Source organism: Leifsonia sp. NPDC058248, from assembly GCF_042881905.1.
Taxonomy (GTDB): domain Bacteria; phylum Actinomycetota; class Actinomycetes; order Actinomycetales; family Microbacteriaceae; genus Leifsonia.
Genome location: NZ_JBHVXB010000015.1, coordinates 16,666 through 40,041 on the forward strand (window position 1 = coordinate 16,666; position 23,376 = coordinate 40,041).

26 protein-coding genes and 1 riboswitch are annotated in these 23,376 nt (G+C 69.6%); of the genes, 17 read left to right on the forward strand and 9 right to left on the reverse strand.

Translation table 11 applies throughout. The annotated features are described in order from the left end of the window. The first annotated feature begins 20 nt into the window (after positions 1 to 20). Complete coding sequence (locus ACFVV5_RS18525) at positions 21 to 455, forward strand: PaaI family thioesterase (protein WP_387247151.1); 435 nt, start codon at positions 21 to 23, stop codon at positions 453 to 455. Here the strand turns inward: ACFVV5_RS18525 and ACFVV5_RS18530 are convergent. Both ACFVV5_RS18530 and ACFVV5_RS18535 read right to left on the reverse strand, forming a co-directional pair. After that, positions 452 to 2,182, reverse strand: a complete 1,731-nt coding sequence (locus ACFVV5_RS18530; protein ID WP_387247064.1) for a long-chain-fatty-acid--CoA ligase — start codon at positions 2,180 to 2,182, stop codon at positions 452 to 454. The two genes, ACFVV5_RS18525 and ACFVV5_RS18530, sit on opposite strands and share 4 nt — an antisense overlap. A gap of 9 nt (positions 2,183 to 2,191) precedes the next feature. Further along, positions 2,192 to 2,857, reverse strand: a complete 666-nt coding sequence (locus ACFVV5_RS18535; protein ID WP_387247066.1) for an SDR family oxidoreductase — start codon at positions 2,855 to 2,857, stop codon at positions 2,192 to 2,194. A gap of 85 nt (positions 2,858 to 2,942) precedes the next feature. On the opposite strand from ACFVV5_RS18535, the gene ACFVV5_RS18540 reads away from it, so the two are divergent. The 8 genes from ACFVV5_RS18540 to ACFVV5_RS18575 all read left to right on the forward strand — a co-directional run bounded on the left by ACFVV5_RS18540 (position 2,943) and on the right by ACFVV5_RS18575 (position 8,670). After that, positions 2,943 to 3,248, forward strand: coding sequence for a DUF6412 domain-containing protein (locus tag ACFVV5_RS18540; RefSeq protein WP_387247068.1), 306 nt, complete (start codon positions 2,943 to 2,945; stop codon positions 3,246 to 3,248). A gap of 72 nt (positions 3,249 to 3,320) precedes the next feature. Then, positions 3,321 to 4,097, forward strand: coding sequence for a YidC/Oxa1 family membrane protein insertase (locus ACFVV5_RS18545; protein ID WP_387247070.1), 777 nt, complete (start codon positions 3,321 to 3,323; stop codon positions 4,095 to 4,097). A 14-nt stretch (positions 4,098 to 4,111) separates the two neighbouring features. Further along, entirely contained in the window at positions 4,112 to 4,630 is a 519-nt protein-coding gene (locus ACFVV5_RS18550; RefSeq protein WP_387247153.1) for a GNAT family N-acetyltransferase, read from the forward strand. Beyond that, positions 4,617 to 4,910, forward strand: a complete 294-nt coding sequence (locus tag ACFVV5_RS18555) for a hypothetical protein (protein WP_387247072.1) — start codon at positions 4,617 to 4,619, stop codon at positions 4,908 to 4,910. The genes ACFVV5_RS18550 and ACFVV5_RS18555 overlap by 14 nt, the downstream gene beginning before the upstream one ends. 3 nt (positions 4,911 to 4,913) lie before the next feature. Continuing rightward, positions 4,914 to 5,450: a DUF1697 domain-containing protein gene (locus ACFVV5_RS18560; protein ID WP_387247074.1), complete on the forward strand. Its 537-nt coding sequence runs from the start codon at positions 4,914 to 4,916 to the stop codon at positions 5,448 to 5,450. A 73-nt stretch (positions 5,451 to 5,523) separates the two neighbouring features. Next, complete coding sequence (locus ACFVV5_RS18565; RefSeq protein WP_387247076.1) at positions 5,524 to 6,156, forward strand: TetR/AcrR family transcriptional regulator; 633 nt, start codon at positions 5,524 to 5,526, stop codon at positions 6,154 to 6,156. Continuing rightward, the gene (locus tag ACFVV5_RS18570) at positions 6,153 to 7,853 is read left to right on the forward strand and encodes an MDR family MFS transporter (protein WP_387247078.1); all 1,701 of its coding nucleotides are present in this window, start codon (positions 6,153 to 6,155) and stop codon (positions 7,851 to 7,853) included. Before ACFVV5_RS18565 ends, ACFVV5_RS18570 begins: the two co-directional genes overlap by 4 nt. Before the next feature lie 112 nt (positions 7,854 to 7,965). Continuing rightward, a complete protein-coding gene (locus ACFVV5_RS18575) occupies positions 7,966 to 8,670 on the forward strand; it encodes a hypothetical protein (protein WP_387247080.1) in 705 nt (234 codons plus the stop codon). Positions 8,671 to 8,716: 46 nt separating this feature from the next. On the opposite strand, the gene ACFVV5_RS18580 is transcribed toward ACFVV5_RS18575, so the two are convergent. After that, positions 8,717 to 9,721 (reverse strand): aldo/keto reductase family protein, encoded by a 1,005-nt coding sequence (locus ACFVV5_RS18580; protein ID WP_387247082.1) that lies wholly within the window; start codon positions 9,719 to 9,721, stop codon positions 8,717 to 8,719. A gap of 61 nt (positions 9,722 to 9,782) precedes the next feature. Here ACFVV5_RS18580 and dinB point away from each other — a divergent pair, with 61 nt between their 5' ends. Next, entirely contained in the window at positions 9,783 to 11,051 is a 1,269-nt protein-coding gene (gene dinB / locus ACFVV5_RS18585; RefSeq protein WP_387247155.1) for a DNA polymerase IV, read from the forward strand. 88 nt (positions 11,052 to 11,139) lie between these two features. Here the strand turns inward: dinB and ACFVV5_RS18590 are convergent, their stop codons facing one another. Then, positions 11,140 to 12,018: an endonuclease/exonuclease/phosphatase family protein gene (locus ACFVV5_RS18590; protein WP_387247084.1), complete on the reverse strand. Its 879-nt coding sequence runs from the start codon at positions 12,016 to 12,018 to the stop codon at positions 11,140 to 11,142. 144 nt (positions 12,019 to 12,162) lie between these two features. Here ACFVV5_RS18590 and ACFVV5_RS18595 point away from each other — a divergent pair, with 144 nt between their 5' ends. The 6 genes from ACFVV5_RS18595 (at position 12,163) to ACFVV5_RS18620 (ending at position 16,535) form a co-directional block, all read left to right on the forward strand. Continuing rightward, a complete protein-coding gene (locus ACFVV5_RS18595) occupies positions 12,163 to 12,510 on the forward strand; it encodes a spore germination protein GerW family protein (protein WP_387247086.1) in 348 nt (115 codons plus the stop codon). Positions 12,511 to 12,554: 44 nt separating this feature from the next. After that, positions 12,555 to 12,655, forward strand: a riboswitch (TPP riboswitch). Between the two features lie 32 nt (positions 12,656 to 12,687). After that, complete coding sequence (locus ACFVV5_RS18600; protein WP_387247088.1) at positions 12,688 to 13,311, forward strand: ECF transporter S component; 624 nt, start codon at positions 12,688 to 12,690, stop codon at positions 13,309 to 13,311. 89 nt (positions 13,312 to 13,400) lie between these two features. Further along, positions 13,401 to 14,888, forward strand: coding sequence for an ABC transporter ATP-binding protein (locus tag ACFVV5_RS18605; protein ID WP_387247090.1), 1,488 nt, complete (start codon positions 13,401 to 13,403; stop codon positions 14,886 to 14,888). Further along, on the forward strand, positions 14,885 to 15,667 hold the full coding sequence (locus ACFVV5_RS18610) for an energy-coupling factor transporter transmembrane component T family protein (RefSeq protein WP_387247092.1): 783 nt from the start codon (positions 14,885 to 14,887) through the stop codon (positions 15,665 to 15,667). Before ACFVV5_RS18605 ends, ACFVV5_RS18610 begins: the two co-directional genes overlap by 4 nt. Beyond that, positions 15,648 to 16,259, forward strand: a complete 612-nt coding sequence (locus ACFVV5_RS18615) for an ATP-binding protein (protein ID WP_387247094.1) — start codon at positions 15,648 to 15,650, stop codon at positions 16,257 to 16,259. Before ACFVV5_RS18610 ends, ACFVV5_RS18615 begins: the two co-directional genes overlap by 20 nt. 9 nt (positions 16,260 to 16,268) lie before the next feature. Then, a complete protein-coding gene (locus ACFVV5_RS18620; protein WP_387247096.1) occupies positions 16,269 to 16,535 on the forward strand; it encodes a hypothetical protein in 267 nt (88 codons plus the stop codon). A 34-nt stretch (positions 16,536 to 16,569) separates the two neighbouring features. Here ACFVV5_RS18620 and ACFVV5_RS18625 read toward each other — a convergent pair whose 3' ends face one another. From ACFVV5_RS18625 to ACFVV5_RS18640, 4 genes are all read right to left on the reverse strand, one after another. Next, positions 16,570 to 16,920 carry a metallopeptidase family protein gene (locus ACFVV5_RS18625; RefSeq protein ID WP_387247157.1) on the reverse strand — a complete coding sequence of 117 codons (351 nt, stop codon included), beginning with the start codon at positions 16,918 to 16,920 and terminating at the stop codon, positions 16,570 to 16,572. A 5-nt stretch (positions 16,921 to 16,925) separates the two neighbouring features. Continuing rightward, positions 16,926 to 17,984: a hypothetical protein gene (locus ACFVV5_RS18630; RefSeq protein ID WP_387247098.1), complete on the reverse strand. Its 1,059-nt coding sequence runs from the start codon at positions 17,982 to 17,984 to the stop codon at positions 16,926 to 16,928. Between the two features lie 93 nt (positions 17,985 to 18,077). Beyond that, positions 18,078 to 18,854 (reverse strand): hypothetical protein, encoded by a 777-nt coding sequence (locus tag ACFVV5_RS18635; protein ID WP_387247100.1) that lies wholly within the window; start codon positions 18,852 to 18,854, stop codon positions 18,078 to 18,080. Positions 18,855 to 19,221: 367 nt separating this feature from the next. Next, positions 19,222 to 20,445, reverse strand: a complete 1,224-nt coding sequence (locus tag ACFVV5_RS18640) for an MFS transporter (protein ID WP_387247101.1) — start codon at positions 20,443 to 20,445, stop codon at positions 19,222 to 19,224. Positions 20,446 to 20,518: 73 nt separating this feature from the next. Between ACFVV5_RS18640 and ACFVV5_RS18645 the strand changes: the two genes are divergently transcribed. Continuing rightward, positions 20,519 to 21,058 carry an ArsR/SmtB family transcription factor gene (locus ACFVV5_RS18645; protein WP_387247103.1) on the forward strand — a complete coding sequence of 180 codons (540 nt, stop codon included), beginning with the start codon at positions 20,519 to 20,521 and terminating at the stop codon, positions 21,056 to 21,058. Between the two features lie 58 nt (positions 21,059 to 21,116). Here the strand turns inward: ACFVV5_RS18645 and ACFVV5_RS18650 are convergent, their stop codons facing one another. After that, entirely contained in the window at positions 21,117 to 23,183 is a 2,067-nt protein-coding gene (locus ACFVV5_RS18650; RefSeq protein WP_387247105.1) for a glycosyl hydrolase family 28-related protein, read from the reverse strand. Positions 23,184 to 23,376: the final 193 nt, after the last annotated feature.

Here is a 23,376-nt window from a genome sequence, read left to right on the forward strand (position 1 = left end):
CGGCGCCCGGCGTCGCGGTGATGCCCACCATGAGCGGGCTCGACTACCTGAGGTCGATGCTCGACGGTGAGCTCCCGCCTCCGCCGATCACCAGCCTGATGAGCATGAGGCTCACGGAGGCGGCTCCGGGGACGGCGACCTTCGTGTGCGACCCGGACGAGTCGCATTACAACCCGATCGGGACCGTGCACGGCGGGCTGGTGTGCACGCTGCTCGATTCGGCTCTCGGATGCGCGGTGCAGACGACGCTGCCCCAGGGCCAGGGCTACACCTCGATCGAGATCAAGGTGAACTATCTGCGGCCCGTGCTCGCCGGCTCCGGACCCCTGACATGCGTGGCCACGGTGACGAAGCCCGGCAACCGGGTCGCCTTCGCCGAGGGGACGGTCACGGACGCGTCGGGCAAAGCGGTGGCGACGGCAAGCGGCTCTCTGCTGGTGTTCCCGATCGGCTAGCCGGCGCCGGGGCGAGCTGCACCCGTCTGGCCGGCGCCTGCCTGGCCGGCGAGGAGCTGGTCGCGCACCTTGCGCCGGATGACCTTGCCCACGATGGACCGCGGGAGCTCGTCGACCTGCACCACGTGCTTGGGCACCTTGTAGGCGGTCAGCGAGTCGCGGGCGAACGCCCGGATGGCGGCCTCGTCGAACGAAGCGCCCGGCTCCGTGACGACCGCGGCCACCACGTCCTCACCGCCGCGCGGGCTGGGAAGGCCCACGACCGCGACGTCGGCGACGCCCTCGAACGCCCGCACGGCGTCTTCGACCTCGGTGGGGGACACGTTGAAGCCGCCGGTGACGATGAGCTCCTTGATGCGGTCGACGATCCGCACGTAGCCGTCCTCATCCATGGTGACGATGTCCCCGGTACGGAACCAGCCGTCGTCGGCGAAGACCGTGGCCGTCTCGTCGGTCTTGCGCCAGTAGCCCGAGAAGACCTGCGGTCCGCGCGCCAGCAGTTCGCCCTCCTCGCCGAACGCGCGGTCGGTCGACGGGTCGTCTGGGTCGACGACGCGCAGCTCGGTGCCCGGCAGGGCGAGCCCGACCGTCCCTTCGCGGCGGGTGCTGCCCACGGGGTTCGCCATCAGCACCGGCGAGCACTCGGAGAGCCCGTAACCCTCGACCAGGTAGCCGCCCGTCTTGCTCTCCCAGAGCTTCACGATGCTCTGCGGCAGGCTCATCGCGCCCGAGATGGCGATCTCGATCCCGGAGAGCGAGACCTTGCGCTTCTCGGCAGCCGCGACCAGTCGCTCGTAGATCGGCGGGACCGCGGGCAGGAAGGTGGCCGGATGCTTCTTGACCACATCCAGCACCAGGTCCGGGTCGAACTTCGGGAACAGCACCAGCCGCGAGCCCATACTCATCGCGAAGGTCAGGCACAGCGTCAGACCGTAGGCGTGGAAGAGTGGGAGCACGGCGTAGACCACCGACGTGCCGCGCTCGATCGACGGCACCCAGGCCCTGGCCTGCGCCGCATTGACACCGAGGTTGAGGTGGGTGAGCATCGCCCCCTTGGGCTGCCCCGTGGTGCCACTGGTGTACTGGATGAGCGCAAGGTCGTCGCGTTCCGGCCGAGGGTACGACGCCTTCAGCTTCTTCGAGGAGAGGAGCGTCTCCCACGTCACCGTGCCGGAGACCTTGGCCGTGAGCTGTTCGCGGGCCTTGCGCGCCGCCGGCACGGGCAGTCGCAGGGCGAAACGTTTCGAGGCGGGCATCCCGCGCGTGATGTCGATCGACACGACGGTGGTGACGCCGAGGTCGGCCGGCAGGTCTTGCACGGTCTTCGCGACCTTGTCCCACACGATGGCGACCTGGGCGCCGTGGTCTTCGAACTGGTGGCGCAGCTCGCGGGCCGTGTAGAGCGGGTTGTGCTCGATGACCACGGCTCCGAGGCGCAACGCCGCGTAGAAGGCTACGACGTGCTGCGGGCAGTTGGGCAGCACGAGCGCGACCCGGTCCCCCTTGCGGACCCCCAGCTTGCGCAGCCCCTCCGCGGCGCGCGCGATCTGCTCGCCGAGCTGGGCGTAGGTCGTCGTCGCTCCGAAGAACTCGAGGGCGACGTTCGCGCCGTACGTGGCGACCGACTCGTCGATGAGGTGGGCGAGGGAACCGGCGGGCGGTTCGACATCGGAGGGGACGCCCGGGGCGTAGTTCGGCAGCCAGGGGCGTTCAGAGTAGATGCTCACGCCGAAACTCTACGCGGGCGTGACCAGCGCGCGCACGGCGTCGGCGATGGGGGTGTCGCCGCCGATGACCTCCCACTGGTGGCCGATCGAACCGGGCTGCGCGATGCATTCGGCGATGAGCTCCGCGACGTCCGCGCGGGGGATGGAGCCGCGCGGAACGCTGTCACCGAGGGTGATCGCGCCGGTGCCCTCGTCGAAGGTGAGGCCGCCCGGACGCAGGATCGTCCAGTCGAGCCCCGACTGCCGGAGCACCGCATCCGCATCGCGTTTCGCCTCGACGTAGGCTCGCCAGCTCGGTTCGGTGCCCTCGGGGAGAGGGGTGTCGACGCCCCACGCCGACACCTGGACGAACCTCCGGATGCCCGCGATCACGGCCGCCTGCATCGACTTCACCGATCCGCCGTAGTCGACGGTGCGCTTGCGCTCGATCCCGGAGCCGGCGCCGGCGCCCGCGGTGAAGACGACGGCCTCGCAGCCGGAGAAGGCGGCGGCGAGCTCGTCGGCCGTGGCGGTCTCGATGTCGACGAGCACGCCCTCGCCGCCGAGACGATAGACGTCTTCGGCGTGGTCCTCATTGCGCACGACGCCGACGAAATCGTCCCCTCGGTCGTAGAGGACGCGCATCAGCTGCTGTGCGACTTTTCCGTGGGCACCGACGATAGCTACACGAGTCATGCTTCCATCATGGCCCTTGCGACACGGATGCGCCCACGGCGAACACCTCGCGACGAAACGGCCGCGATTTGTTAGCGTCATCACCATGATCCCGTTCCTCGAGCTCGTCGGGCGCCTCTTCGCGTCCACGCTCGAGACGGTGCTGAGCGCATCGAGCCCGGCGAGTGTCATCGCCCTCGCCGGTATGGCGGGCGCCATCGGCCTGTTCGCCGTACTGGCGGCTGCCGGGGTGCGCTCGATCGTCGCGCTGGCGGCATCGCTGCGCCTGACGGGCCGGCTCGAACAGCCGGTCGAGCCCGCCGATCGCGGTGAGCTGCTCAGTCAGTCGAATCCGGATGCCGACGGCCGCCCGCGCCCGCGAGCGCCCGGCTTCACCCTGCAGACCGCGTAGCGGGAGCCTCTGCTCCCTGCCGCACGCGGTCAGACGGAACATCCACCTCCGTTCGACAGCAGGGACTCTCTCATGGACATCTTCTCTTCCGGGCCCATCGCGGCCATCCTCGACGCGGCCTACGGCTTCGTCACCGGACTCTCGACGGCGGTCGCACCGATCGCCGGAACGGCGAGCGGCCTGGTCGCCGTCGTCGTGCTCACCATGCTCGTCCGCGCACTCCTCGTCCCGGTCGGGATGAGCCAGGTGCGCGCCGAGTTCACCCGTCGGCGCCTCGCGCCGAAACTCGCCGAGCTGCAGCGCAAGCACGGTAAAGACCGCGAGACGCTCGCCCGCAAGACCATGGAGCTCTACCGGACCGAGAAGGCGTCGCCGTTCGCGGGGATGCTGCCGCTGCTCCTGCAGCTCCCGGTGATCTCGCTGGTCTACGCACTCTTCACGCATCCGATGATCGCGGGCCATGCGAACGCCCTGCTCGCCGAGAAGGCGTTCGGCGCACCGCTCGGAACGAGCTTTGTCGGGCTGACGAGCGCCGGGGCGGCCGTCTGGCCGGCCATGCTCGTCTACCTCGTCACCCTGGCGCTCATCGCGATCGTCACGACCGTCTCGCGGCGGGTACTCGCCCTGCCTCAGGCCGACGGGCAGACACAGCCGGCAGGCATCATCCGGGCGCTCTCCTTCCTGCCCTACGTGACGGTCGTCTTCGCGGCCTTCGTGCCGCTGGCTGCGGCGGTCTATATCCTGACGTCGACGGCGTGGACCGTTGCCGAGCGGTTCATCCTGCGCCGCCTGCTCGACCCCGAGCGCAATCCGCCGTCCGGAAGGATCGAACCATCGACATCGCACTGACTCCGACGCCGGTCCTGACCACCGCGCGGCTCCGGCTCGAGCCCTTGGGCCCGGCGCACTTCGACGGAGCCTGGGCGGCGCTCCAGGACGCCGAGGTCAGACGGCTCACCGGCACGCACGCGTCGTTCACCGAGGAGACCATCCGCACCTGGCTGGCCTCGCTCGGGGCGCGCGACGACCGCGCGGACTGGGCGATCATCCGGGTGTCCGACGGCGAGTACCTCGGCGAGGTCGTGCTCAACGATCTCGACGACGACAATCGCTCGGCGGGATTCCGGATCGCGCTCGGGTCGTCCCGCTGGTTCGGCCAGGGGTACGGCACCGAGGCGACGCGGGCCGTACTCGCCCACGCCTTCGGAACCGGTGGGCTGCACCGCGTCGAACTGGAGGTCTTCGCGTTCAACCCCCGGGCCCTGCGCGCCTATGAGAAGGCGGGCTTCGTGGTCGAGGGTCGGCGCCGCGACGCGCTGCTGTGGGACGGCGAGTGGGTCGATGCCATCGTGATGGGATGCTTGAGCGATGAGGAAGCGTAGCGAACAGCCCGACTCGGATCCGCGATTCGGCATCGGCGTGCAGGTGCACGTGAGCGAGCCGGATGCCGCGGGCGGCGACGACTGGGTGGGGGAGCCGACCGGGGTCATCGTGGCTCCCGGAACGGCGAGCCTGCGGTCGGTGAACCTTCCGGCCGGCTCCACGACGAACTGGGTGGTCGCGTTCGACGAGCCGCAGTACCGCCGTGACGGTCGCGGGCCGTTCGAGCGGGCCTCCATCGAGCAGCACCTGCTGGTGGTCGCCGAGCCGATCGAGGGCTGACGGATGCACGGAGTGGGCCTCGTGCGCGGCATCAACGTCGGCCCGACCACCCGGGTCGCCAAGGGAGACCTCCTCGCCGCCTTCGAGGACGCGGGGTTCACGAACGCGAAGACGTTCCTCGCGAGCGGCAACGTCGTGTTCGATGCGGACCGGGCGCCGGGCGGATCCGAGACGTCGATCGTCGAGGAGGGCATCCGGAGCCGTTCGCGTGTCTCTGCGCGCGTATTGCTCGTCGATGAGCTCGAGTTCCGGCGGATCGCGCACGAGAACCCGCTGCTCGGCGACGGGGACGACTTCTCGAAGCTCATGGTGACGTTCCTCGGCGCCGAGCTGCCCGACGGTTTCGCGCTGCCGCCGGCCGCCGACCTGGCACCGGAGCTGGTGCGCACCGGCACGCGCGCGATCTACCAGTGGTGCCCGCTCGGCGTCTCGAAGTCGAAGCTGAAGCCGTCGTTCTGGAAGACGGCGGGGGAGTTCGCGACGGGGCGCAACTGGCGCACGGTGCTGAGGCTGCTCGAGGAGCTCGACGCGCGAAACTGAGAACTCGCCACTAATAGTGCATTTATGAATTGTTGCAGTTGCGCAATGTTACGCGCACCGCAACAATTGAAGAGTGACCAACGAATCCCTCGGACTGCGTGAGCGCAAGCGCCTCGAAACGCGCGCGCAACTGGAACGCGCCGCCGTCCTGCTCGCGCGGGAAGCGGGGCTCGAGAACGCCACCGTCGACGCCATCTGCGCGTCCATCCCGGTCTCGCCCCGCACGTTCTTCAACTACTTCGAAAGCAAAGAAGACGCCATCCTCGGCGTCCGCGACATCCCGATCGACGACGCCTTCGTCGCGGCGCACCTGGCCGAGACCGCCGGGCAGTCGCTGACCGAGCAGGTCATCGCGCTGCTGCTGCGAGCCCTGGGGCCGGGCATCGCCGACACCGAGCTGCACGAAGCGCGTATGGAGCTCATCAAGGAGCATCCGGGGCTTCTCAGTCGCCAGATCGCTCAGATGACCCGCATGGGGGAGCAGCTCGCCACGGCGACGTCCGCCCTGCTCGCTCACGATCCTGCGTTCGCCGGCGCCACCGCCGACGAACGGAACACCCTCGCCGAACTGATCCTCCCGCTCTGCGGAGGCGCCGTGCGCGTCGCCGTCAAGGAATGGGTCTCCACCGGCGCAGAGCGTTCACCCCACGAACTCCGCATGCGGGCCGTCGAGCTCGCAAGAAAGGCAATCGAGACACTCAGATGAGCTCACCGACCACGACGGCGACCGCGGAGAAGACCTCCGCGGGTTCACCGCAGAAGCGCACCATCATCCTGCTGTTCGCAGGACTCATGGTCACGATGCTGCTCGCATCGCTCGACCAGACCATCTTCAGCACCGCCCTCCCGACCATCGTCGGCGAGCTCAACGGCGTGGACCACATGCTGTGGGTCACCACGGCGTACATCCTCGCCTCCACCATCATGCTGCCGGTCTACGGCAAGCTCGGCGACCTGATCGGCCGCAAGGGCCTCTTCATCGGGGCGATCGGGCTGTTCATCGCCGGATCGGTCGTCGGCGGCCTCGCCCCCGACATGACCTGGCTCATCACCGGGCGCGCCATCCAGGGCCTCGGCGGCGGCGGTCTGATGATCCTGTCGCAGGCGATCATCGCCGACGTCGTCCCCGCCCGCGAGCGCGGCCGTTACATGGGAGTCATGGGCGGCGTGTTCGCCCTCTCCTCCGTGGCCGGACCGCTCCTCGGCGGCTGGTTCACCGAGAGCATCGGATGGCGCTGGGCGTTCTGGATGAACATCCCTCTCGGCATCCTGGCCATCGCATCGGCCGTGGTCTTCCTCCGCCTCCCGAAGGGTGCGCAGCGCAAGCCGCGTCTCGACTTCGCCGGCATGGGCCTGCTCGCCATCGCCTCGACCTGCCTCGTGCTCGTCACCACCTGGGGTGGGACGACCTACGACTGGGACTCGGGCGTCATCATCTCGCTGATCGGTGGAACGGTCGTCGCCGGCCTCGCCTTCGTGCTCGTCGAGAGCCGGGCCGCCGAGCCGATCATGCCCCTGAAGCTGTTCCGCGACCGCAACTTCAACCTGACCACGATCGCCGGCCTCATCATCGGCATCGCGATGTTCGGTGCGCTGGCCTACCTCCCGACCTACCTGCAGATGGTCACCGGCGCCAACGCCACCGAGGCCGGCCTGCTGATGATCCCGATGATGGCCGCCCTGCTGATCACGTCGATCGTCGCCGGACAGCTGGTGAGCAAGACCGGCCGCTACAAGTGGCTGCCGATCGTCGGAACCGTGATCGTCGCCGGCTCGCTGGTGCTGCTCTCGACCATGACCCCGAGCCTGCCGGTGTGGGTGCTCTGCACCTTCCTCGCGGTGATGGGCATCGGGCTGGGCATGAGCATGCAGATCCTGATCCTGATCGTCCAGAACTCGTTCCCGGTGTCGCAGGTCGGAACGGCCACCGCGTCGAACAACTACTTCCGCCAGATCGGGGCCTCGCTCGGCTCCGCGATCGTCGGCAGCCTGTTCGTCGCCCGCCTCACCGGACTGCTCGCCGACCGGATGCCCGCCGGAGGCTCCGACGCCAGCGGATCGAGCAACTCGTTCACCCCGGCTATCGTCAAGGCGCTGCCGGGTCCGGTGCGCGACGTGATCGTCGGCGCGTACAACGACGCGCTCACCCCGGTCTTCCTCTACATGGTGCCGCTCGTGCTGGTCGCCGCTGTGCTGCTCTGCTTCGTGAAGGAGAAGCCGCTGGCCACGACCGTCGAGCGCGACGTGCTGCCGACCACGCTCGAGACGGACGGATCGACGCATCCGGTGCTCGACCCGGCCGACGCCGACCGCGACAGCACCACCGCACCGGAGGGGTTGTCGCCCGACACGGCGAACGACCTCGACGGCGACGAGCGCGAGCGGGAACTCGTGACCCGCTGACGCACTCGTCGTGACACGCGAACCGCCCTCCGACAGGCTTCCGGAGGGCGGTTCGTCATCGTTGTGCCGACATCCACTGGTGGGTGTCACCGGCGCCTTCTACAATGACGGCATGTTCGTCGAAGGGACCCTTCGATGGCAGGTCACCGAGGATTGTCCGTGGGACCTGCTGATGGCGCTCGCCCTCCGCGACCTCGGGCACCTCGCGCCTGTCGGGACGACGACCATCCCGCGGGTGTCTCCGGACGTCGCTCCGGTGCTGCACGCGGCCGGCGGGACGCTCCCGGTGCAACGCGGCTCCGTGCATCCGCGGGCCGAGAGGGCGGACGGCGGGGCGGGCGCCGACCGGACGGCAGGCGAACGGACGGCAGGGGATCCGGGCAGCGGCATCTCGCTGGAACAGCAGTGGCTGGCCTGGTTCGAGCTGACGGTGGACCGCGAGCGGCGACCGATCGGGAGCCTGCTGCATCCGCCGCACTTCGAGGCCTTCGATCGCGCGATCGAGCTGCAGGACCTGGTGATGGAGCACTACGAGGAGGCGCTGACCTGGACGCGCGACCGGCACGCCGAGTACGCGCGGACGAGCGAGGAGCAGCACGCCAGGAGGGCCGCGGACATCGTGGACGTGGTGCGCGACCGCGAGCACGTCCTCCGGCGTCAGGCGGGCTACTTCCGCCTGGACCTGTATGTGCTGCCGCTGGCCGAGCCGGGGGCCTGGATCGTCGGGCCGCACACGGTGATCGTCAGCACGTCGCTGCGGGACGACTCGGCGGCGTTCCGCGAGTGGTTCACCCCCGTCGTCGCTGCGCTCGTCTGAGCGCCCCGTCCGCCGCGCGGGGCGGACGGGGCGGAGCGGACGCCGGTCAGGCGGGACGGCGCGCCGGGGAGAGGGTGAGGGCCGGATCGGTCACGGAGACGTCGCCGACGGCCTCGTCGATGCGGGCGAGCACGTCCGCGGAGAGCACGATGCCCGAGGCGGCCGCGTTCGACGCCACCTGCTCGGGCCGGGATGCTCCGACGATCGCGCCGGCCACGTTCGGGTTCTGCAGCACCCACGCCACCGCCAGCTGGGCCATCGTGATGCCGAGCTCGCCGGCGATCGGCGCGAGGCGCTGGACGGCGGTGAGCACGTCATCCCGCATGAAGTCCTTGATGGCGTTCGCGCCGCCCTTCTCGTCGGCCGCACGGCTGCCGGCGGGAACCTGGGCCCCCGGCTGGTACTTGCCGGTGAGCACGCCCTGCGCCACGGGCGACCAGACGATCTGCGAGATGCCGAGCTCGACGGAGGTCGGGACGACGTCCTTCTCGATCACGCGCCAGAGCAGCGAGTACTGCGGCTGGTTCGAGATGAGCTGGATGCCGAGGTCCTTCGCGAGGGCGTGGCCGGCGCGCAGCTGGTCGGCGTTCCACTCGGAGACGCCGATGTACAGCGCCTTTCCGGCGCGGACGACGTCGGCGAACGCCTGCATCGTCTCCTCGAGCGGAGTCTCGCTGTCGTACCGGTGCGCCTGGTAGAGGTCGACGTAGTCGGTGCGGAGCCGGCCGAGCGAGCCGTCGATCGACTCCAGGATGTGCTTGCGCGAGAGCCCGACGTCGTTGTGACCCTTGGGTCCGGTGGGCCAGTAGACCTTGGTGAAGATCTCGAGCGAGGCGCGGCGCTCGCCCGCGAGTGCGTCGCCGAGCACTTCCTCCGCCGCGGTGTTCGCGTAGGCGTCGGCAGTGTCGAACGTGGTGATCCCCGCATCCAGGGCCGCCCGGACGCTCTGCGTCGCGATGTCGTTCTCGACCTGCGAGCCGTGGGTGAGCCAGTTGCCGTAGATGATCTCCGAGATCTTGAATCCGCTGTTTCCGAGGTATCTGAATTCCATGGCTCAACGCTACGCCCAGCGGCGGGCCCCGGATGTCGGGGGAGCGTGGCAGGCTGGGGGAGTGGGACGAGCGGACGGCAGTGACAGGCGGGTGAGCACGTCGGCCGTCGACGACTCCACGGCCACCATCCTGCACGTCGACATGGACGCCTTCTTCGCGTCCGTCGAACTGCTCGATCATCCGGAGGCGCGTGGAAAGCCGGCGATCGTCGGGCATCCGGGGCCGCGTTCGGTCGTGACCAGCGCCACCTACGAGGCGCGACGCTTCGGCGTGCGCTCGGCCATGCCGGTCGCGCAGGCGCTGCGGCTGTGCCCGCAGGCGATCATCCTGCCGCCGCACATGCACAAGTACAAGGAGTACTCCGACGCGGTGATGCGCATCTTCTCGGAGGTGACGCCTCTCGTCGAGCCGTTGAGCATCGACGAGGCGTTCCTCGATGTCGCGGGGGCGCGCCGGCTGCTCGGGTCGCCGCGCCGCATCGCCGAACTCATCCGCGCCCGGGTCTTCGCCGAGACCGGCCTCACCTGCTCGGTCGGCGCCGCCTCCACCAAGTTCGTCGCCAAGCTGGCGTCAGGTCGTGCCAAACCCGACGGCCTCCTGGTGATCCCGGCGGCGGCGACGCTCGACTATCTGCGGCCGCTCCCGGTCGGCGCGTTGTGGGGCGTCGGCGCGAGCACGCAGGAGTCCCTCGCCCGGCTCGGACTGCGCACGGTTGCCGACCTCGCCGACACACCGCTCCACGTTCTGCAGAAGGCGGTGGGCGACGCGTCGGGGCGCAAACTGCACGAGCTGGCCAACGGCCGGGATGCCCGCAGCATCGTCACCGAGTCGCGGGAGAAGAGCGTCGGGCACGAGATGACCTTCGAGGTCGACGTCACCGACCAGGATCGCCTCCGGCGCGAGCTCCTCCGGCTCTCGAACCAGGTCGGCGCGCGCTTGCGCACGCACGAGCTCGTGGGCCGCACGGTCGCGCTCAAACTGCGGTTCTCCGACTTCCGCACGGTGAGCCGCTCCCGCACGCTCGGCGAGGCGACCAACGTCGGCAGGCGCATCTTCGAAGAGGTGTGGCAGGTGTACGAGGCGCTCGACCTGGGGCGCACGCCCATCCGGCTGATCGGGGTGCGGGTCGAGCAGCTCAGCGACAGCGGCGGAGATCGTCTCGCGCTCTGGGATCCCGATGAGGAATGGCGCGAGACCGAGCGCACACTCGACGCGGTGAGCGCGCGCTTCGGACGGGGCATGATCGGGCCGGCGTCGCTCGTGAAGCCGGGGCGCGACGCCGACGCGGCTGCCGACGACGGCCGAAATCCGCGCTGGCTCAGTGACTAGCTGCGCCTGGCCTGGGTGGCCCGTCGGTTGCCACCAGGTGCCGGCGACACGTCCGCGATGACGACAACGAGCGGCAAACGGCAGGCGTTCAGCGCAGGCCGACCAGGATCCCGCGGTGGTCGCTCCCGTTGTCGGGGAGAACCGTGCTCGACACGGTGGTCACGCCGCGGACGAGGGCGTGGTCGAGCCGCGCGACCGGGAACTTCGCCGGCCAGGTGAAGCCGAGCCCGAGGTCGCTGTCCGGGGCCTCCGTCATCGCCGACAGCAGCGGCGTGAACTCGCGGTCGGTCGTCGCCGCGTTGAAGTCGCCGACGACGACGACGCGATCGGACGTGTCGGCCTTCAGGGTGCTGTTCAGCCGGCCGAGCATGGTGTCGCGCTGCTCGTACTGTCCAGGCCGCACGGAGGCGAGGTGCACCGCGTAGAGACGCGTCGAGACGCCCGGCGTCGCCAGGTCGATCGAGAGGGCGCGATCCCAGCCGAGGCCGAGATCGAGACGCTGCTCGTCGGTGATCGCGAACCTGCTCCACACGCCGACCGTCCCGACGACAGCACTGTGGGGGTAGGCCGCGTCGAGCACGGACGACACGGCCTTCCGCGAGGTGTCGTCGAGCTCCTGCAGGGCGATCACGTCGGCACCGCGTGATGCGAGGTCGCGGGCGATGCTCGCCGCGGCCGAATTGTCGGCATGGATGTTCTCGCTCGCGACGGTGATGCCGGCCGATCCCGAGCCCATCCCGGGCAGCAGCGAGGGGACGAAGATGCCGGCCCAGATCGCGGCCGCCGCGGCGACGCAGAGACCGGCGAACAGCGAGAGACGCAGGAGCGCCGCGAGACCGAGCGCGAGGATGACCGCCCCGAGCCACGGGAGGAACGTCTCGAACAGGGATGCGGAGCCGGCGAGATCGGGCAACAGCCCGTGCCAGAGCAGCAGAGCGCCGACGCCGAGTGCGAGGAGACCTGTCATGACACCACGGGGGCCAGGGCGGGAACGGAGCATCGACACTCGGACGATTATTCAGGGTGAACCACCGAGAACACGCCGCAAACGCTGTGCGCGGCCTGGGGGATGCCCTGGTGACGCTGGGAGCAGAAGGGTAGCGTGGCCACCATGACGAACATCTCGCTGAAGCTCGCGGAAACCATCACCTCGAACGGCATCAAGGCGGTCTACGGCGAGCCCGTCGTGATCGACGGCACCACGATCGTGCCGGTCGCTGCGATCCAGTACGGCTTCGGCGCCGGCTCCAGCGGCGAGGGAGACGACGCCGCACCGGGCGTGGCAGGCGGCGCAGGTGGCGGTGGAGGCGGCGTGAGCATTCCGTTCGGGGCATACGTGAGCGACGAGCGCGGCGTGCGCTTCCGGCCGAACCTCATCACGCTGCTCGCCGTCGGCATCCCGTTCCTCTGGGTGGCCGGTCACGCCTGGTCGCGCGTCATCCGCGCGCTGAAGAAGTAGCGCGAGCCTCCGGGCGGCTCGAACCGCACTAGACTGATCGCGAACACGGGAGTCCGGTGAGCCGGGCTGAGAGGAAACTTCTCAAGTTTCGACCGTTGAACCTGATCTGGATCATGCCAGCGCAGGGAGACATTCTCATATCCCGTGCCCCATTTCACGAGTGAAAGGGCACGATCAGTGCATTCGACAATCGCATCCACAACCGCAGCGCGTCCCACGCGCATCCTCCGCTGGCGGGTCGTCGACATCGTCGTCGCCAGCGTCATCGCCGTCGCGAGCGGCGTCGTCTTCTGGGCCTGGGGTCAACTCGCCACGCCGATCTCGGCACCGCTGCAGGCGGCGCTCCCCGGGCTGCAGGGACTCGCGAACGGCCCGTGGCTCTTCGCCGGGGTCCTCGGAGCTCTCGTCATCCGCAAGCCGGGCGCCGCGATCTTCACCGAGCTGGTCGCGGCGAGCGTCTCGGCACTGATCGGCACGCAGTGGGGTGGCCTCACACTGCTCTCCGGGCTGGTTCAAGGCCTCGGCGTCGAGATCGTGTTCGCCCTGTTCCTCTACGCCAACTGGCGGCTGTACGTCGCGCTGATCGCCGGTGCCGGCGCAGGGATCGCCGAGTCGATCCTCGACCTGACCGTCTGGTACCCGGGCGCCAAGGTCGAGTTCGCCATCGTGTACACGATCTCCACCATCGTCTCGGGCATCGTGATCGCGGGGCTGGGTTCGTGGCTCCTGGTCCGGGCGCTCGCGCGAACAGGCGCCTTGAGCCGGTTCGCGGCGGGCCGCGAGGTGACGGGACGGGTCTAGCCATCGACGCTCGATCGAGGTCGTCGGTCCCAGCCGCCGTTCGGGTCGGCGGCTGGGGCTGGCGCTATTCCGGCCGCAGGGCGTGGGCGGTGCGCGACCTGACGGTGAGCATCGAGCCGGGCGAGCGCGTTCTGCTGCTCGGAGCATCCGGAGCGGGCAAGAGCACTCTGCTCGCCGCACTCGCCGGCGTGCTCGGCGGCGACGACGACGGCGAATCGCAGGGCTCGCTCTCGGTGGCAGGCGAGTCACCGCTTGCGGCGCGCGGCACGAGCGGGCTTCTGCTGCAGGATCCGGACTCGCAGGTCATCCTGGCCCGTGTCGGAGACGACGTCGCGTTCGCCTGCGAGAACCTCGGGGTGCCGCGCGAGCAGATCTGGCCGCGGGTGCGGGAGGCGCTCGACGCGGTGCGGTTGCGGCTGCCGCTCGACCATCCGACGGCCGCGCTCTCCGGCGGGCAGAAACAGCGCCTCGCACTCGCGGGCCTGCTGGCGATGCGACCGGGACTGCTGCTGCTCGACGAGCCGACCGCGAACCTCGACCCCGACGGCGTGGGCGAAGTGCGCAGCGCGGTGGAGTCGGCGCTCGAGTCGTCCGGCGCGACGCTGCTCGTCGTCGAGCACCGGGTCGGCGTCTGGCGGGACCTGGTCGACCGGGTGATCGTCCTGGCCGCGGACGGGGGCGTTCTCGCGGACGGGCATCCGGATGCTGTGCTGGCCGACACCTCGAGCGAGTTGCGACGGGCGGGCGTCTGGCTTCCTGACGAGCCGGTGCCGACGGCGCCGCCTGTCGCGACCGGCGAGCGGCTGCTCACGGCGGACGACCTCGTGATCGGACGCGGCCCCGCCGTGCGCAGGAGGCGTCGCAAGGGCGCGCCGGCGGTCGAGCCGCTCGCGCTCCGCGTCGGGCTGGGAGTCTCCGAGGGATCGGCCGTCGCGCTGATGGGTCCCAACGGCGTCGGCAAGTCCACGCTCGCCCTCACCCTGGGCGGCCTGCTCGCGCCGCTCGGCGGAACCCTGCGCGCCGAACCGGTCTTCGCCGGTGACGCGGGGGCAGAACCGTCCGCGTGGCGCTCCAGCGAGCTCCTCACCCGGATCGGCAGCGTCTTCCAGAATCCGGAGCACCAGTTCGTCGCCTCGACCGTCCGCGACGAGCTGGCCGTCGGGCCGCGCGCCCTGGGGGAGTCCCCGGCCGACGTCGGCAGGCGGGTCGGCGAACTGCTCGACCGTCTCGGGCTCGCCGGTCTCGCCGAGGCGAACCCGTTCACGCTCTCGGGCGGCCAGAAGCGGCGGCTCTCGGTCGCGACCGCGCTGGCCACCCGACCCCGGATGCTCGTGCTCGACGAGCCGACGTTCGGCCAGGACGCCGTCACCTGGGCCGAGCTCGTGACGATGATCGGGGAACTGCGGGCCGAGGGGCACGCGATCGTGGCCTCGACGCACGACGCCGAGTTCGTCGCCGCGATCGGCGCGGAGGTGCTGCGCCTCGACGGGCCGGCCACCGGGACCGGGAACCGTGGGACGGGGAACGTCGGCGCCAGACGCATCGGCGGCGACCGTGCCGGGGAGGCGGCGGCATGAGCATCCTCGCGCCGGTCCGCCAGGGGCCCCTGGCAGCGATCAACCCCGTCGCCAAGCTCGGCGCCACGCTGCTCATCAGCGTCGTCCTGCTGATCTCCATCGACTGGGTCTCCGCCGCGGTCGCCCTCGTGCTGGAGCTGGCGCTGCTCACCGTCGCGGGCATCCCGTTGCGCACGCTCGTCGTGCGGACCGCTCCGATCTGGATCGCCGCGCCGCTGGCGGGACTCACCACGGTCCTCTACGGGCAGACGAGCGGGACCGTGTACCTCGACTGGTGGCTGGTGGAGGTGAGCGACGGGTCGATCGCGCTCGGCCTGGCGACGATGTTGCGCATCCTGGCGATCGGGCTCCCCGCTGTGCTCCTCTTCATCACGATCGACCCGACCGACCTCGCGGACGGTCTCGCTCAGGTGCTGCGCCTTCCGGCGCGATTCGTCCTCGGCGGGCTCGCGGGACTGCGCCTGGTGGGATTGTTCGTCGACGACTGGCGCGCGCTCACTCTCGCCAGGCGGGCGCGCGGCATTGCGGAGACGGGGGCGGTGCGCCGGATGCTCGGCCAGGCGTTCGCCCTCTTCGTGCTCTCGATCCGCCGCGGCAGCAAGCTGGCGACGGCGATGGAGGCGCGAGGGTTCGGCGCGCCGGTGACGCGCACGTGGGCCCGGCCGTCCGTGTTCCGCGGACGCGACTGGGCGACCCTCGCCATCGCACTCGCGGTGGCGCTGATTGCAGCCGGAGTGGCCATCGCGGTAGGGAGCTGGAATGTCGTTCTCGGGTCCTGAGGCGGCGGCGGCGCTCTGGACGGCGGTCGCAGCGGCGGTCGCCGGAGCCCCCGGGCGCGCCCCGGTCGTGCTCATCGACGGGCCGAGCGGCGCGGGGAAGAGCTCGCTGGCCGACTTCGTCGTCGCGGGGTGGCCGTTCGACGGTGAGCCTCGTCTCGTGCGGATGGACGACCTCTACCCGGGCTGGGGAGGTCTCGACGCGGCGAGCGACGCCCTCGGGCGGGAGTTGCTCGCGCCGCTCCGCGTCGCCGGCCACGGGCGCTGGCGGCGGTGGGACTGGGCGGAGGACCGTCCGGCCGAGTGGCACGCGGTGCACGGCATCCGGCCGCTGGTGGTGGAAGGCTGCGGGACGCTCGCGGGTGCGAACGCCGCGAATGCCGACCTGCGGCTCTGGCTCGACGCCGACGACGCTCTGCGCAAGCGTCGCGCCCTCGCGCGCGACGGTCTCGCCTTCGAAGCGCACTGGGACCAGTGGCAGCACGAGTTCGAGGAGTACGTCGAACGCGAGCATCCGCGTGACAATGCCGATCTGGTGCTCGACGTGACGGAATGGCCGCTCTCGGTGCGCCGCTCGTCGCCCGTCGAGGGCTAAGTTTGAGGCATGAGCGATGCGAACCAGACCGAGACCGAATACATCGTCGAGTACGCCGACGGACCCCTGGCGGGGACGACCGAACGGCGACTCCTGATCGGTGGCAAGGTCGACGACCGCATCGGAGCCGTCGCCGCGATCGAGGGGCTGGAGTCCCTCTTCTGGTATGTCGCGGGCGAAGAGCGTTCGGTCGGCGGCGAGAAGTACGTCAAGTACCACTTCGACGCGCCCGACAGCGACCCGGTCGAGGCCGACCTGGAGGACGAGTCGCTCTAGCGGGTCGCGCCAGCGGGTCGCGCCTCCGCGGCCGCTAGGCCCAGCCCAGTTCGTGCAGGCGGTCGTCTTCGATGCCGTAGAAGTGGGCGATCTCGTGCACCAGCGTGATGTGGATCTCGTCGCGCAGCTGCTGCTCGTCGTCGCAGATCGCGAGCAGCGGCTCCCGGTAGAGGATGATCCGGTCGGGCATCTCGCCGAACCCGTAGGTGTCGCGCTCGGTGAGCGCTACGCCGTCGTAGAGCCCGAGCAGGTCGAGGGAGCCGTCCTCGGGGCGGTCCTCGACGACGAACACGACATTGTCGAGCCCGTCGACCATCTCATCGGGCAGCTCGTCGAGCTCGTCGGTGACGAGAACCTCGAAGGCGTCGGCATCCAGCTCGAGCATCCGGGTCACCAGGCGTCGGCGACGGCTGCGTGCAGGTCGAGGAGTGCGGGTGTGCGCTCGGACGGGCCGCGGCCGAAGCCGCACTCCGTCGCGACGCCGAAGCGGGGCTGTGCCGTCGCGGCTGCGGCCGCGCGTCTCCGGGCACCGTCGACGCCGTCCTCGTGGTGGAGCAGGCCCAGGTAGAGCTCGGTTCCGGCCGGGAGCTCGACGGAGGCGAGCGGGGCGAAGAAGGCCTCGTCGTCGCGCTCGATCGGCACGGGGAGATGGAACCACGAGATCGGCCGGGGTGCTGCGTCGAGGACACCGGCCACGACGTCGGCCAGGTGACCGGCATCCGTCGGCTGCACGAAGTGCGCTTCCTCGACGTCGCCGTAACAGAGGTGGTAGCCGACCTGGACGTCGGCGGGGACGGCGCCGGCCTGGCGCGCCGCGCGCTCGACGACACCGCCGAGCACGTCGTCGAACCAGGGCGTGATCGCGTGGGTCGACCGGATGTTCGCCGACTCGAGCAGGGCGAACTCCACGGCCGTGTCCCACTGGATCGCGAGACCTTCGTGAGGAATGCCGTCGACGATGCGATCGAGCTCGGCGAACAGGGCGCGCTCGTACGCCGGCTCGAACGCGGCCCGGTCTGCGGCGACCACGAACGCTCCGGTGATCGCGGCCGGGGTGGGGAGCGAGACCTGGAAACGGGTGCCGGGAGCGATCGCGCCCTCGTCTCGCAGGCGGGCGAAGGTGGCGTACGACGCGAGCGCCGCATCCGCGTAGCCGAGATCGGGGAACACCAGGTCGTCGGCGGACACGCCCTCGTCGATGACGAAGGGCCGCCCGTCGAAGATGCCGCGGATGTAGAAGGGCTCGACCGGGATGCGGGAGAGGCCGCTCATCGTGTCGAATCGCTTCGTCTGGAACTGGATCCAGTAGAAGCGCTCACCCACCTCCCCGTCGGGGATGCGGCGCATGCGGTCGCCGAGGTGGGTGCTGACGGAACGGAACACGCTCTCGGCGTCGGGCAGATTGACACTGCCGACCAGATGCGCGCCCTGGATGACGGGGATGCTCACCCGGCGAGTTTACCGGTCGGTGCGCCGGCCCCGGAGATGCTCGGACGCCCGGGAGGTCGGTCCCGGGCGTCGGAGAGTGTGTCGGTAGGGGAATCAGTACCAGTTGACGGACTGCGAGTGCGACCACGCGCTGCACGGAGTGCCGTAGGAGCGCGCGATGTAGTCGAGGCCCCACTTGATCTGCGTGCCGGCGTTCGTCTGCCAGTCGCTGCCCACGGTCGCCATCTTGCTTCCGGGCAGAGCCTGGGGGATGCCCGTCGCGCCGCTGCCGGCGTTGTAGGCCTGGTAGTTCCAGCCCGACTCCTTCTGCCAGAGATTGCTCAGGCAGCTGAACTGGTCGCCGCCCCAGCCGTAGGAGTTCGCGGCGATCGTGCGGGCGGTCGCCTGCGCGCCGGCGGGGGTGTTGGCGATGGCTGCGGCGTGGGCGGCAGCAGCTGCTGCTGCGGCTGCGGCGGCAGCGGCCTTGCGCTGCACCTCGGCGGCGGCAGCGACCACAGCGGCCGTTGCGGCCTTGGTGTGGTCGATGGTCTTGCGGAGCTTCGTGTCGTCGAGCTTCTTGTAGTCGTCCAGACCGGCGATGGCGGTCTTGGCGGCCGACGTGTCGACCTTGGCGGCGTGCGCGGCGACGGTCGAGGTGGCGCCGGCGAGGGTCTTCTGGGCTTCGGCTTCGAGGCGATCGCGGACGATGCCCTCGTAGACGGAGAGCTGTTCGTGGTGCATTCCGGTCGCCTCGGAGAGCTGGGCGGTCGAGGCCACGCTCTGCTGTTGCGCGAGGGCGGGGCCGATGAGGGTGGCGGTCGCCAGGACGGCGGCGACTCCCTTGACGATGCGGCCGAAGGGGACGGAGGTGTTGCGGATGGTTCTGAGCATTCTCTTCCAGTGTTCGGGCGATCCCGTTCGCCGGTCTCACGGCGTGGCCGTGCGACAGCGTGGACCGTCCCTCCCTCTCGGGTGGAGAGAGTGCGATCCTGCGGGTTGGTGACCGCGTCTGGACGCACGAGAACGACCGTCGACCCGGTGGGCCAGAGGACGCGCGATGCGCGACGCGGGTGTGTCACGCGACAGAGGGCGGGCATCCGGGGTATTCGGGGGTGGATGCGCCGCATACGCGACACGACGGCATACGGTGCTGCCAACCCCACAACAGTACGAGGTCAATCTGGACAGAACAGGCACATAGCCTGGGAGGGTCGTGTGTACGGGCATCCGGGGGCGGATGCTCAGCGGGACTCTGCGGTCAGGCGAGGACCTTGTGCTCGGCGTCGGCCATGTGCTTGTCAGTGACCCAGATCATCCCGACCAGCAGGCCGAGCGCCAGCACTCCCATGATGAGGAAGGTCGCCGGGAAGCCGAGGAATTGCGCCAGGACCCCGCCGACGATCGCGCCGAGGGGGATCGTGCCCCACGCGACGAGCCGATAGGCGCTGTTGAGCCGGCCGAGCAGGCGGATCGGTGTGATGCGCTGACGCAGCGACACCGTGATCACGTTCCAGGTCGAGACCGTGACGCCGCCGATGAAGAAGCCGGCGGCGATCACGTAGGGGTTGGTCGTGAACGCCGGGGTGGAGAGGCTGATGAAGCTGCCCAGGATGGTGATGGAGAGGGTGCGCGCCCGCCCGAACCGCTGCTCGAGGCGCTCGGCCAGGAAGGAGCCCAGCACGCTGCCGGCGGCCGAGGCGGTGAGCAGCAGACCGTAGCCGGGGTCGGTCAGGCCCATCGCCGAGGACGGACCGACGGCGTAGAGCACCAGGACGGTGAAGGTTGCGTTCCCGGCGAAGTTGAAGACGCCGACCATGATCGCCAGGACACGGAGCAGGGTGTTGTCCCACAGGAAGCGGAGCCCTTCTGCGATGTCGGTGCGGATGGTCGTGGTGCGCGGATGATCGGTGCTGAAGTCGCCGCGCATCAGGAGCAGGATCCCGACAGCGAGCACCCAGAGGATGACCGGCAGGCCGAACGCGACGGCGACGCTGGCGGCGACCAGGAACCCTCCGAGAGGCGGCCCGATGAACTGGTTGGCGGTCAGCTCGGCGACATTGAGGCGGCCGTTGGCGCGCGAGAGGGCGTCGCGCCCGACGACCTGAGGCAGGATCGACTGGGCCGACGTGTCGTAGATCGTCTCGGCGACGCCCACGCAGATCGCGGCGACGTAGAGCACCCAGATCGACCCGATGCCGAAGAGCGCCGCGACCGTGAGGATGCCGAGGAAGGCGGCTCGTGCGCTGTTCGCGATGAGCATGAGCCTGCGACGGTCGAAGCGGTCGGCCAGCGCGCCGGCGGTCAGGGAGAAGAGCAACCAGGGGAGCGTGAACGCGAGGGTCAGCCCGGCGATCAGCGTGGGGGAGTCCGTGAAGCGGATGGCGACGAGCGGCAGCGCGACTTTCATCACACCGTCGGCGAGGTTGGAGAGGGCGGACGAGGTCCAGAGCTTCCAGTACGCGGCGCCGAGTGGAGAAGGCATAATTGAAGAATCCCACATCGATTGAGAAAATTCAATCGATGGGGAAAAGTCATTTCAGGCGTATCCTGTGAGCATGGACCAGTCCGAGAATCCGGTCGACGCCAAGCGCCGGCCCGCCACCGTCAAAGAGGCCAAAGCTCTGGCGCACCCCCTGCGGGTGAGGATGGTGCGCCTCCTCGGGCAGTACGAACTGACCAACAAACAGCTGGCGGACAGGCTCGGCATCGACCCCGGCACGGCGCACTACCACGTGAAGCAGCTTCTCGACGCGGCCTTCATCGAACAGGCCCCGGTTCGCACCGGCGAGAGCGGAGCGCTCGAGAAGCCGTACCGTTCGACGCGGCGCACGTGGTGGCTCTCCGACGCGCTCGACGTCGCCGACCTCGACGAATCGTTCGCACCCATCGAGGCGTTCCAGCAGGAGCTCGCCGAGGCCGGCCCGCGCTCGATAGCGACGTACGCCCGGTTCTCCCTTCATCTCTCGCCCGACGACGTGGCCGAGCTCGACCGACGCATCGTCGCGGTGCTCGACGACTACGTCGAGACCGACGACCTCCGGTCCGAGTCGCCGGTGCACGGCGGACTCTTCGTGCTGCACCGCTCGGCCGACTGAGACAGTGAGGCCGGGCATCCGCCCGAATGGATGCCCGGCCTCGATCTCCCTCAGCGCGTCAGTTCCACGGAGAGGGCGCAGGCGGAACGACCACCGGCGGCCGGTCGTCGCAGGTGATGGTGTTCGGCAGCTCCCACGCGGCCAGCCACGGTCCCGTCGTGCCGCCGCCGTCGTTCCCGCCGAGATCGGTGAGTGAGAACTCGGAGCCGGCCGGCGTGAAGTTGAACGACCCGCAGTTGTTGACGCCGACGGCGCCCACGTTGCGGGCATCCACGTTCTGGAAGCTGGCCGAACCGGCCGAGCGGGCGCTCACCACCGACGTGCCGGTGCCGTCCACCCGGATGTCGGCGAAGTGCACGTTCGTGATCCGGTACTGGTCTTTCACCGGGAAGTCGGTGACCAGCATGATCGCGTTGTACGTGTTGTCGAGGAAGTGGTCTCCGACGACCTGGATGTCGGCGTCGATGTTCCTCTCCAGCGCGTAGAACCAGATCGCGCCCAGTCCGATCTCCCAGTTGAGCTCGTAGGTCCCCGCCCGCACCGTGGTGTTGTCCGTGATCCACAGATGCCCGGCGAACGGTTCGGCACCGAACCGCGAACCCACCTGGATGCCGCTGCCCTCGCGGAGCGGATCGGCCACGAGGTTGCCGGACACGGTGTTGTCGGTTCCGCCGTAGATCGCGATGCCGTTCGCCAGGGTCGGCGTCTGCACCGTGTTGTGGTCGAACGTGTTCCCGGCGTCGGTGCTCTTCTCCGACCACATCGCGAGCCCGTCGTCACCGGTGTTGCGGATGAACGAGTTCGAGACGCTCGAGTGCGTCACCCCCGTGTGGAAGTTCACGCCGTCGGCGATCTGGTCGGCGATCACGGTGTTCGTGATGTGCGTGTCGTGCATGGGCCCGTCGAACCAGGCGCCCACCTTCGTGTGGTGGATGTAGAGGCCGTCGATCGTCGAGTCGCTCATCGCCCCGCCGATCCCATTGACCTGGTCGGTGTCGATGCGTTCGCGCACGTCGCCCTCGATGGCGAACCCGGAGAGGTGCACATTCGTCGATCCGCCCGCCGAAGCGTCCTTGCCGTAGAAGCCGACACCCGTGTGGATCGAGCCGTCCGGCGCCGGGGCGGCCAGCGTCACCTGCGCGCCCTTGATGATCGTGTACCAGCTGCCCGCACCCTCGACCGTGACGTCGTCGACGATGATGTGCCGGTTGACCTGGTACGTGCCCGGCGGCACGTAGACCTTCAGGTGCGCCTTCTTGGCGAACGCGATCGCCTTGTCGAAGGCGTTCGCGGAGTCGCGCTTGCCGCGGGGGTCTGCGCCGAAGAGCAGAACATTCGCGGCGACGACCCGGATGTGCGGAGCGCCCACCAGCTGCGAGTCCAGCAGGTCGATCGTGGTCGTCGACGCGCTGGTCCCCTTCGGCGCCGTGAGCCGCACCGTCGAGCCCGCGGCGTAGGTGTGACCGAGCAGCAGCCGCTGTTCGTCGTAGAAGTGCATCGGCCGGAACGGCTTCGAGATGACCGGCGCCGGGGTGGTCTGCGACGGGACGCACTTGCACTCGGTGATCCACCAGTCCGCGTGCAGCAGGTCGGCGTTCGGGTCGTTGGTGAACGAGTACTGGTTGTACAGCCAGGAGTACTGCGACGTGAGCGTCATCGACTGTTTGGCGCCGCCGTTCACCGTCACGGCGAGCGGCGCGGTGATGCCGCCACCGGTCGGGGCATCCGGGATGCTGTAGCGCACAGTGATCGCATTGGACGCCTTGGGCAGCCTGAACTCGACGTACTCACCGGGCTTCAGGGAAACCGCGGACCGTCCAGAGGCCTCGGCGGGGAGGGTGTACGCGGTCCGGTCAGGGCCGATGATGGTTCCGTTCGTCGTCGCCTTCTCGGCTTCCTGCTCGACGAAGTCGACGGCTGCGCCGCGTCCGGTCACGAGTGATGGGTCGAGCGCAGCCCGGGTGACAGGGCTGGGTGCGGCCGGCGCGGCCGGCGTGGCCACTGCGGGCCCCGTGAATCCGACGATCGAGATGGTCGTGGCGAGCGCAGCCGTCGTGGCGAGGGCCGCGGTCCACCGCGTGCGTCGGGAGAGACCGCGTGGGGGGGCCGGGTCGTTGCGTGTCATCGTTGACTCGTTCCTCTCGGAAGGGTGTACGTCGTTGGACACAATCGGGACGCAGGGCGTCCGGAGAGTTGGCCCGACGATACGACCCCTGCGAGCCGATCCACAAGACCTTCAGAGCAATTGTCGACGATTTGTCGATTTCTTGCATGGAAGAGTGCAAAACGATGAAAGCATTGCGTTGTTCCGTCACCGC

Coding starts and splice junctions, on each gene's coding strand:
- ACFVV5_RS18525 (WP_387247151.1), top strand. CDS start 21: ATGCCCACCATGAGCGGGCTCGACTACCTGAGGTCGATGCTCGACGGT.
- ACFVV5_RS18535 (WP_387247066.1), bottom strand. CDS start 2,857: ATGACTCGTGTAGCTATCGTCGGTGCCCACGGAAAAGTCGCACAGCAG.
- ACFVV5_RS18540 (WP_387247068.1), top strand. CDS start 2,943: ATGATCCCGTTCCTCGAGCTCGTCGGGCGCCTCTTCGCGTCCACGCTC.
- ACFVV5_RS18545 (WP_387247070.1), top strand. CDS start 3,321: ATGGACATCTTCTCTTCCGGGCCCATCGCGGCCATCCTCGACGCGGCC.
- ACFVV5_RS18555 (WP_387247072.1), top strand. CDS start 4,617: ATGAGGAAGCGTAGCGAACAGCCCGACTCGGATCCGCGATTCGGCATC.
- ACFVV5_RS18560 (WP_387247074.1), top strand. CDS start 4,914: ATGCACGGAGTGGGCCTCGTGCGCGGCATCAACGTCGGCCCGACCACC.
- ACFVV5_RS18570 (WP_387247078.1), top strand. CDS start 6,153: ATGAGCTCACCGACCACGACGGCGACCGCGGAGAAGACCTCCGCGGGT.
- ACFVV5_RS18575 (WP_387247080.1), top strand. CDS start 7,966: ATGTTCGTCGAAGGGACCCTTCGATGGCAGGTCACCGAGGATTGTCCG.
- ACFVV5_RS18580 (WP_387247082.1), bottom strand. CDS start 9,721: ATGGAATTCAGATACCTCGGAAACAGCGGATTCAAGATCTCGGAGATC.
- ACFVV5_RS18590 (WP_387247084.1), bottom strand. CDS start 12,018: ATGACAGGTCTCCTCGCACTCGGCGTCGGCGCTCTGCTGCTCTGGCAC.
- ACFVV5_RS18595 (WP_387247086.1), top strand. CDS start 12,163: ATGACGAACATCTCGCTGAAGCTCGCGGAAACCATCACCTCGAACGGC.
- ACFVV5_RS18610 (WP_387247092.1), top strand. CDS start 14,885: ATGAGCATCCTCGCGCCGGTCCGCCAGGGGCCCCTGGCAGCGATCAAC.
- ACFVV5_RS18615 (WP_387247094.1), top strand. CDS start 15,648: ATGTCGTTCTCGGGTCCTGAGGCGGCGGCGGCGCTCTGGACGGCGGTC.
- ACFVV5_RS18620 (WP_387247096.1), top strand. CDS start 16,269: ATGAGCGATGCGAACCAGACCGAGACCGAATACATCGTCGAGTACGCC.
- ACFVV5_RS18625 (WP_387247157.1), bottom strand. CDS start 16,920: ATGCTCGAGCTGGATGCCGACGCCTTCGAGGTTCTCGTCACCGACGAG.
- ACFVV5_RS18635 (WP_387247100.1), bottom strand. CDS start 18,854: ATGCTCAGAACCATCCGCAACACCTCCGTCCCCTTCGGCCGCATCGTC.
- ACFVV5_RS18640 (WP_387247101.1), bottom strand. CDS start 20,445: ATGCCTTCTCCACTCGGCGCCGCGTACTGGAAGCTCTGGACCTCGTCC.
- ACFVV5_RS18645 (WP_387247103.1), top strand. CDS start 20,519: ATGGACCAGTCCGAGAATCCGGTCGACGCCAAGCGCCGGCCCGCCACC.
- ACFVV5_RS18650 (WP_387247105.1), bottom strand. CDS start 23,183: ATGACACGCAACGACCCGGCCCCCCCACGCGGTCTCTCCCGACGCACG.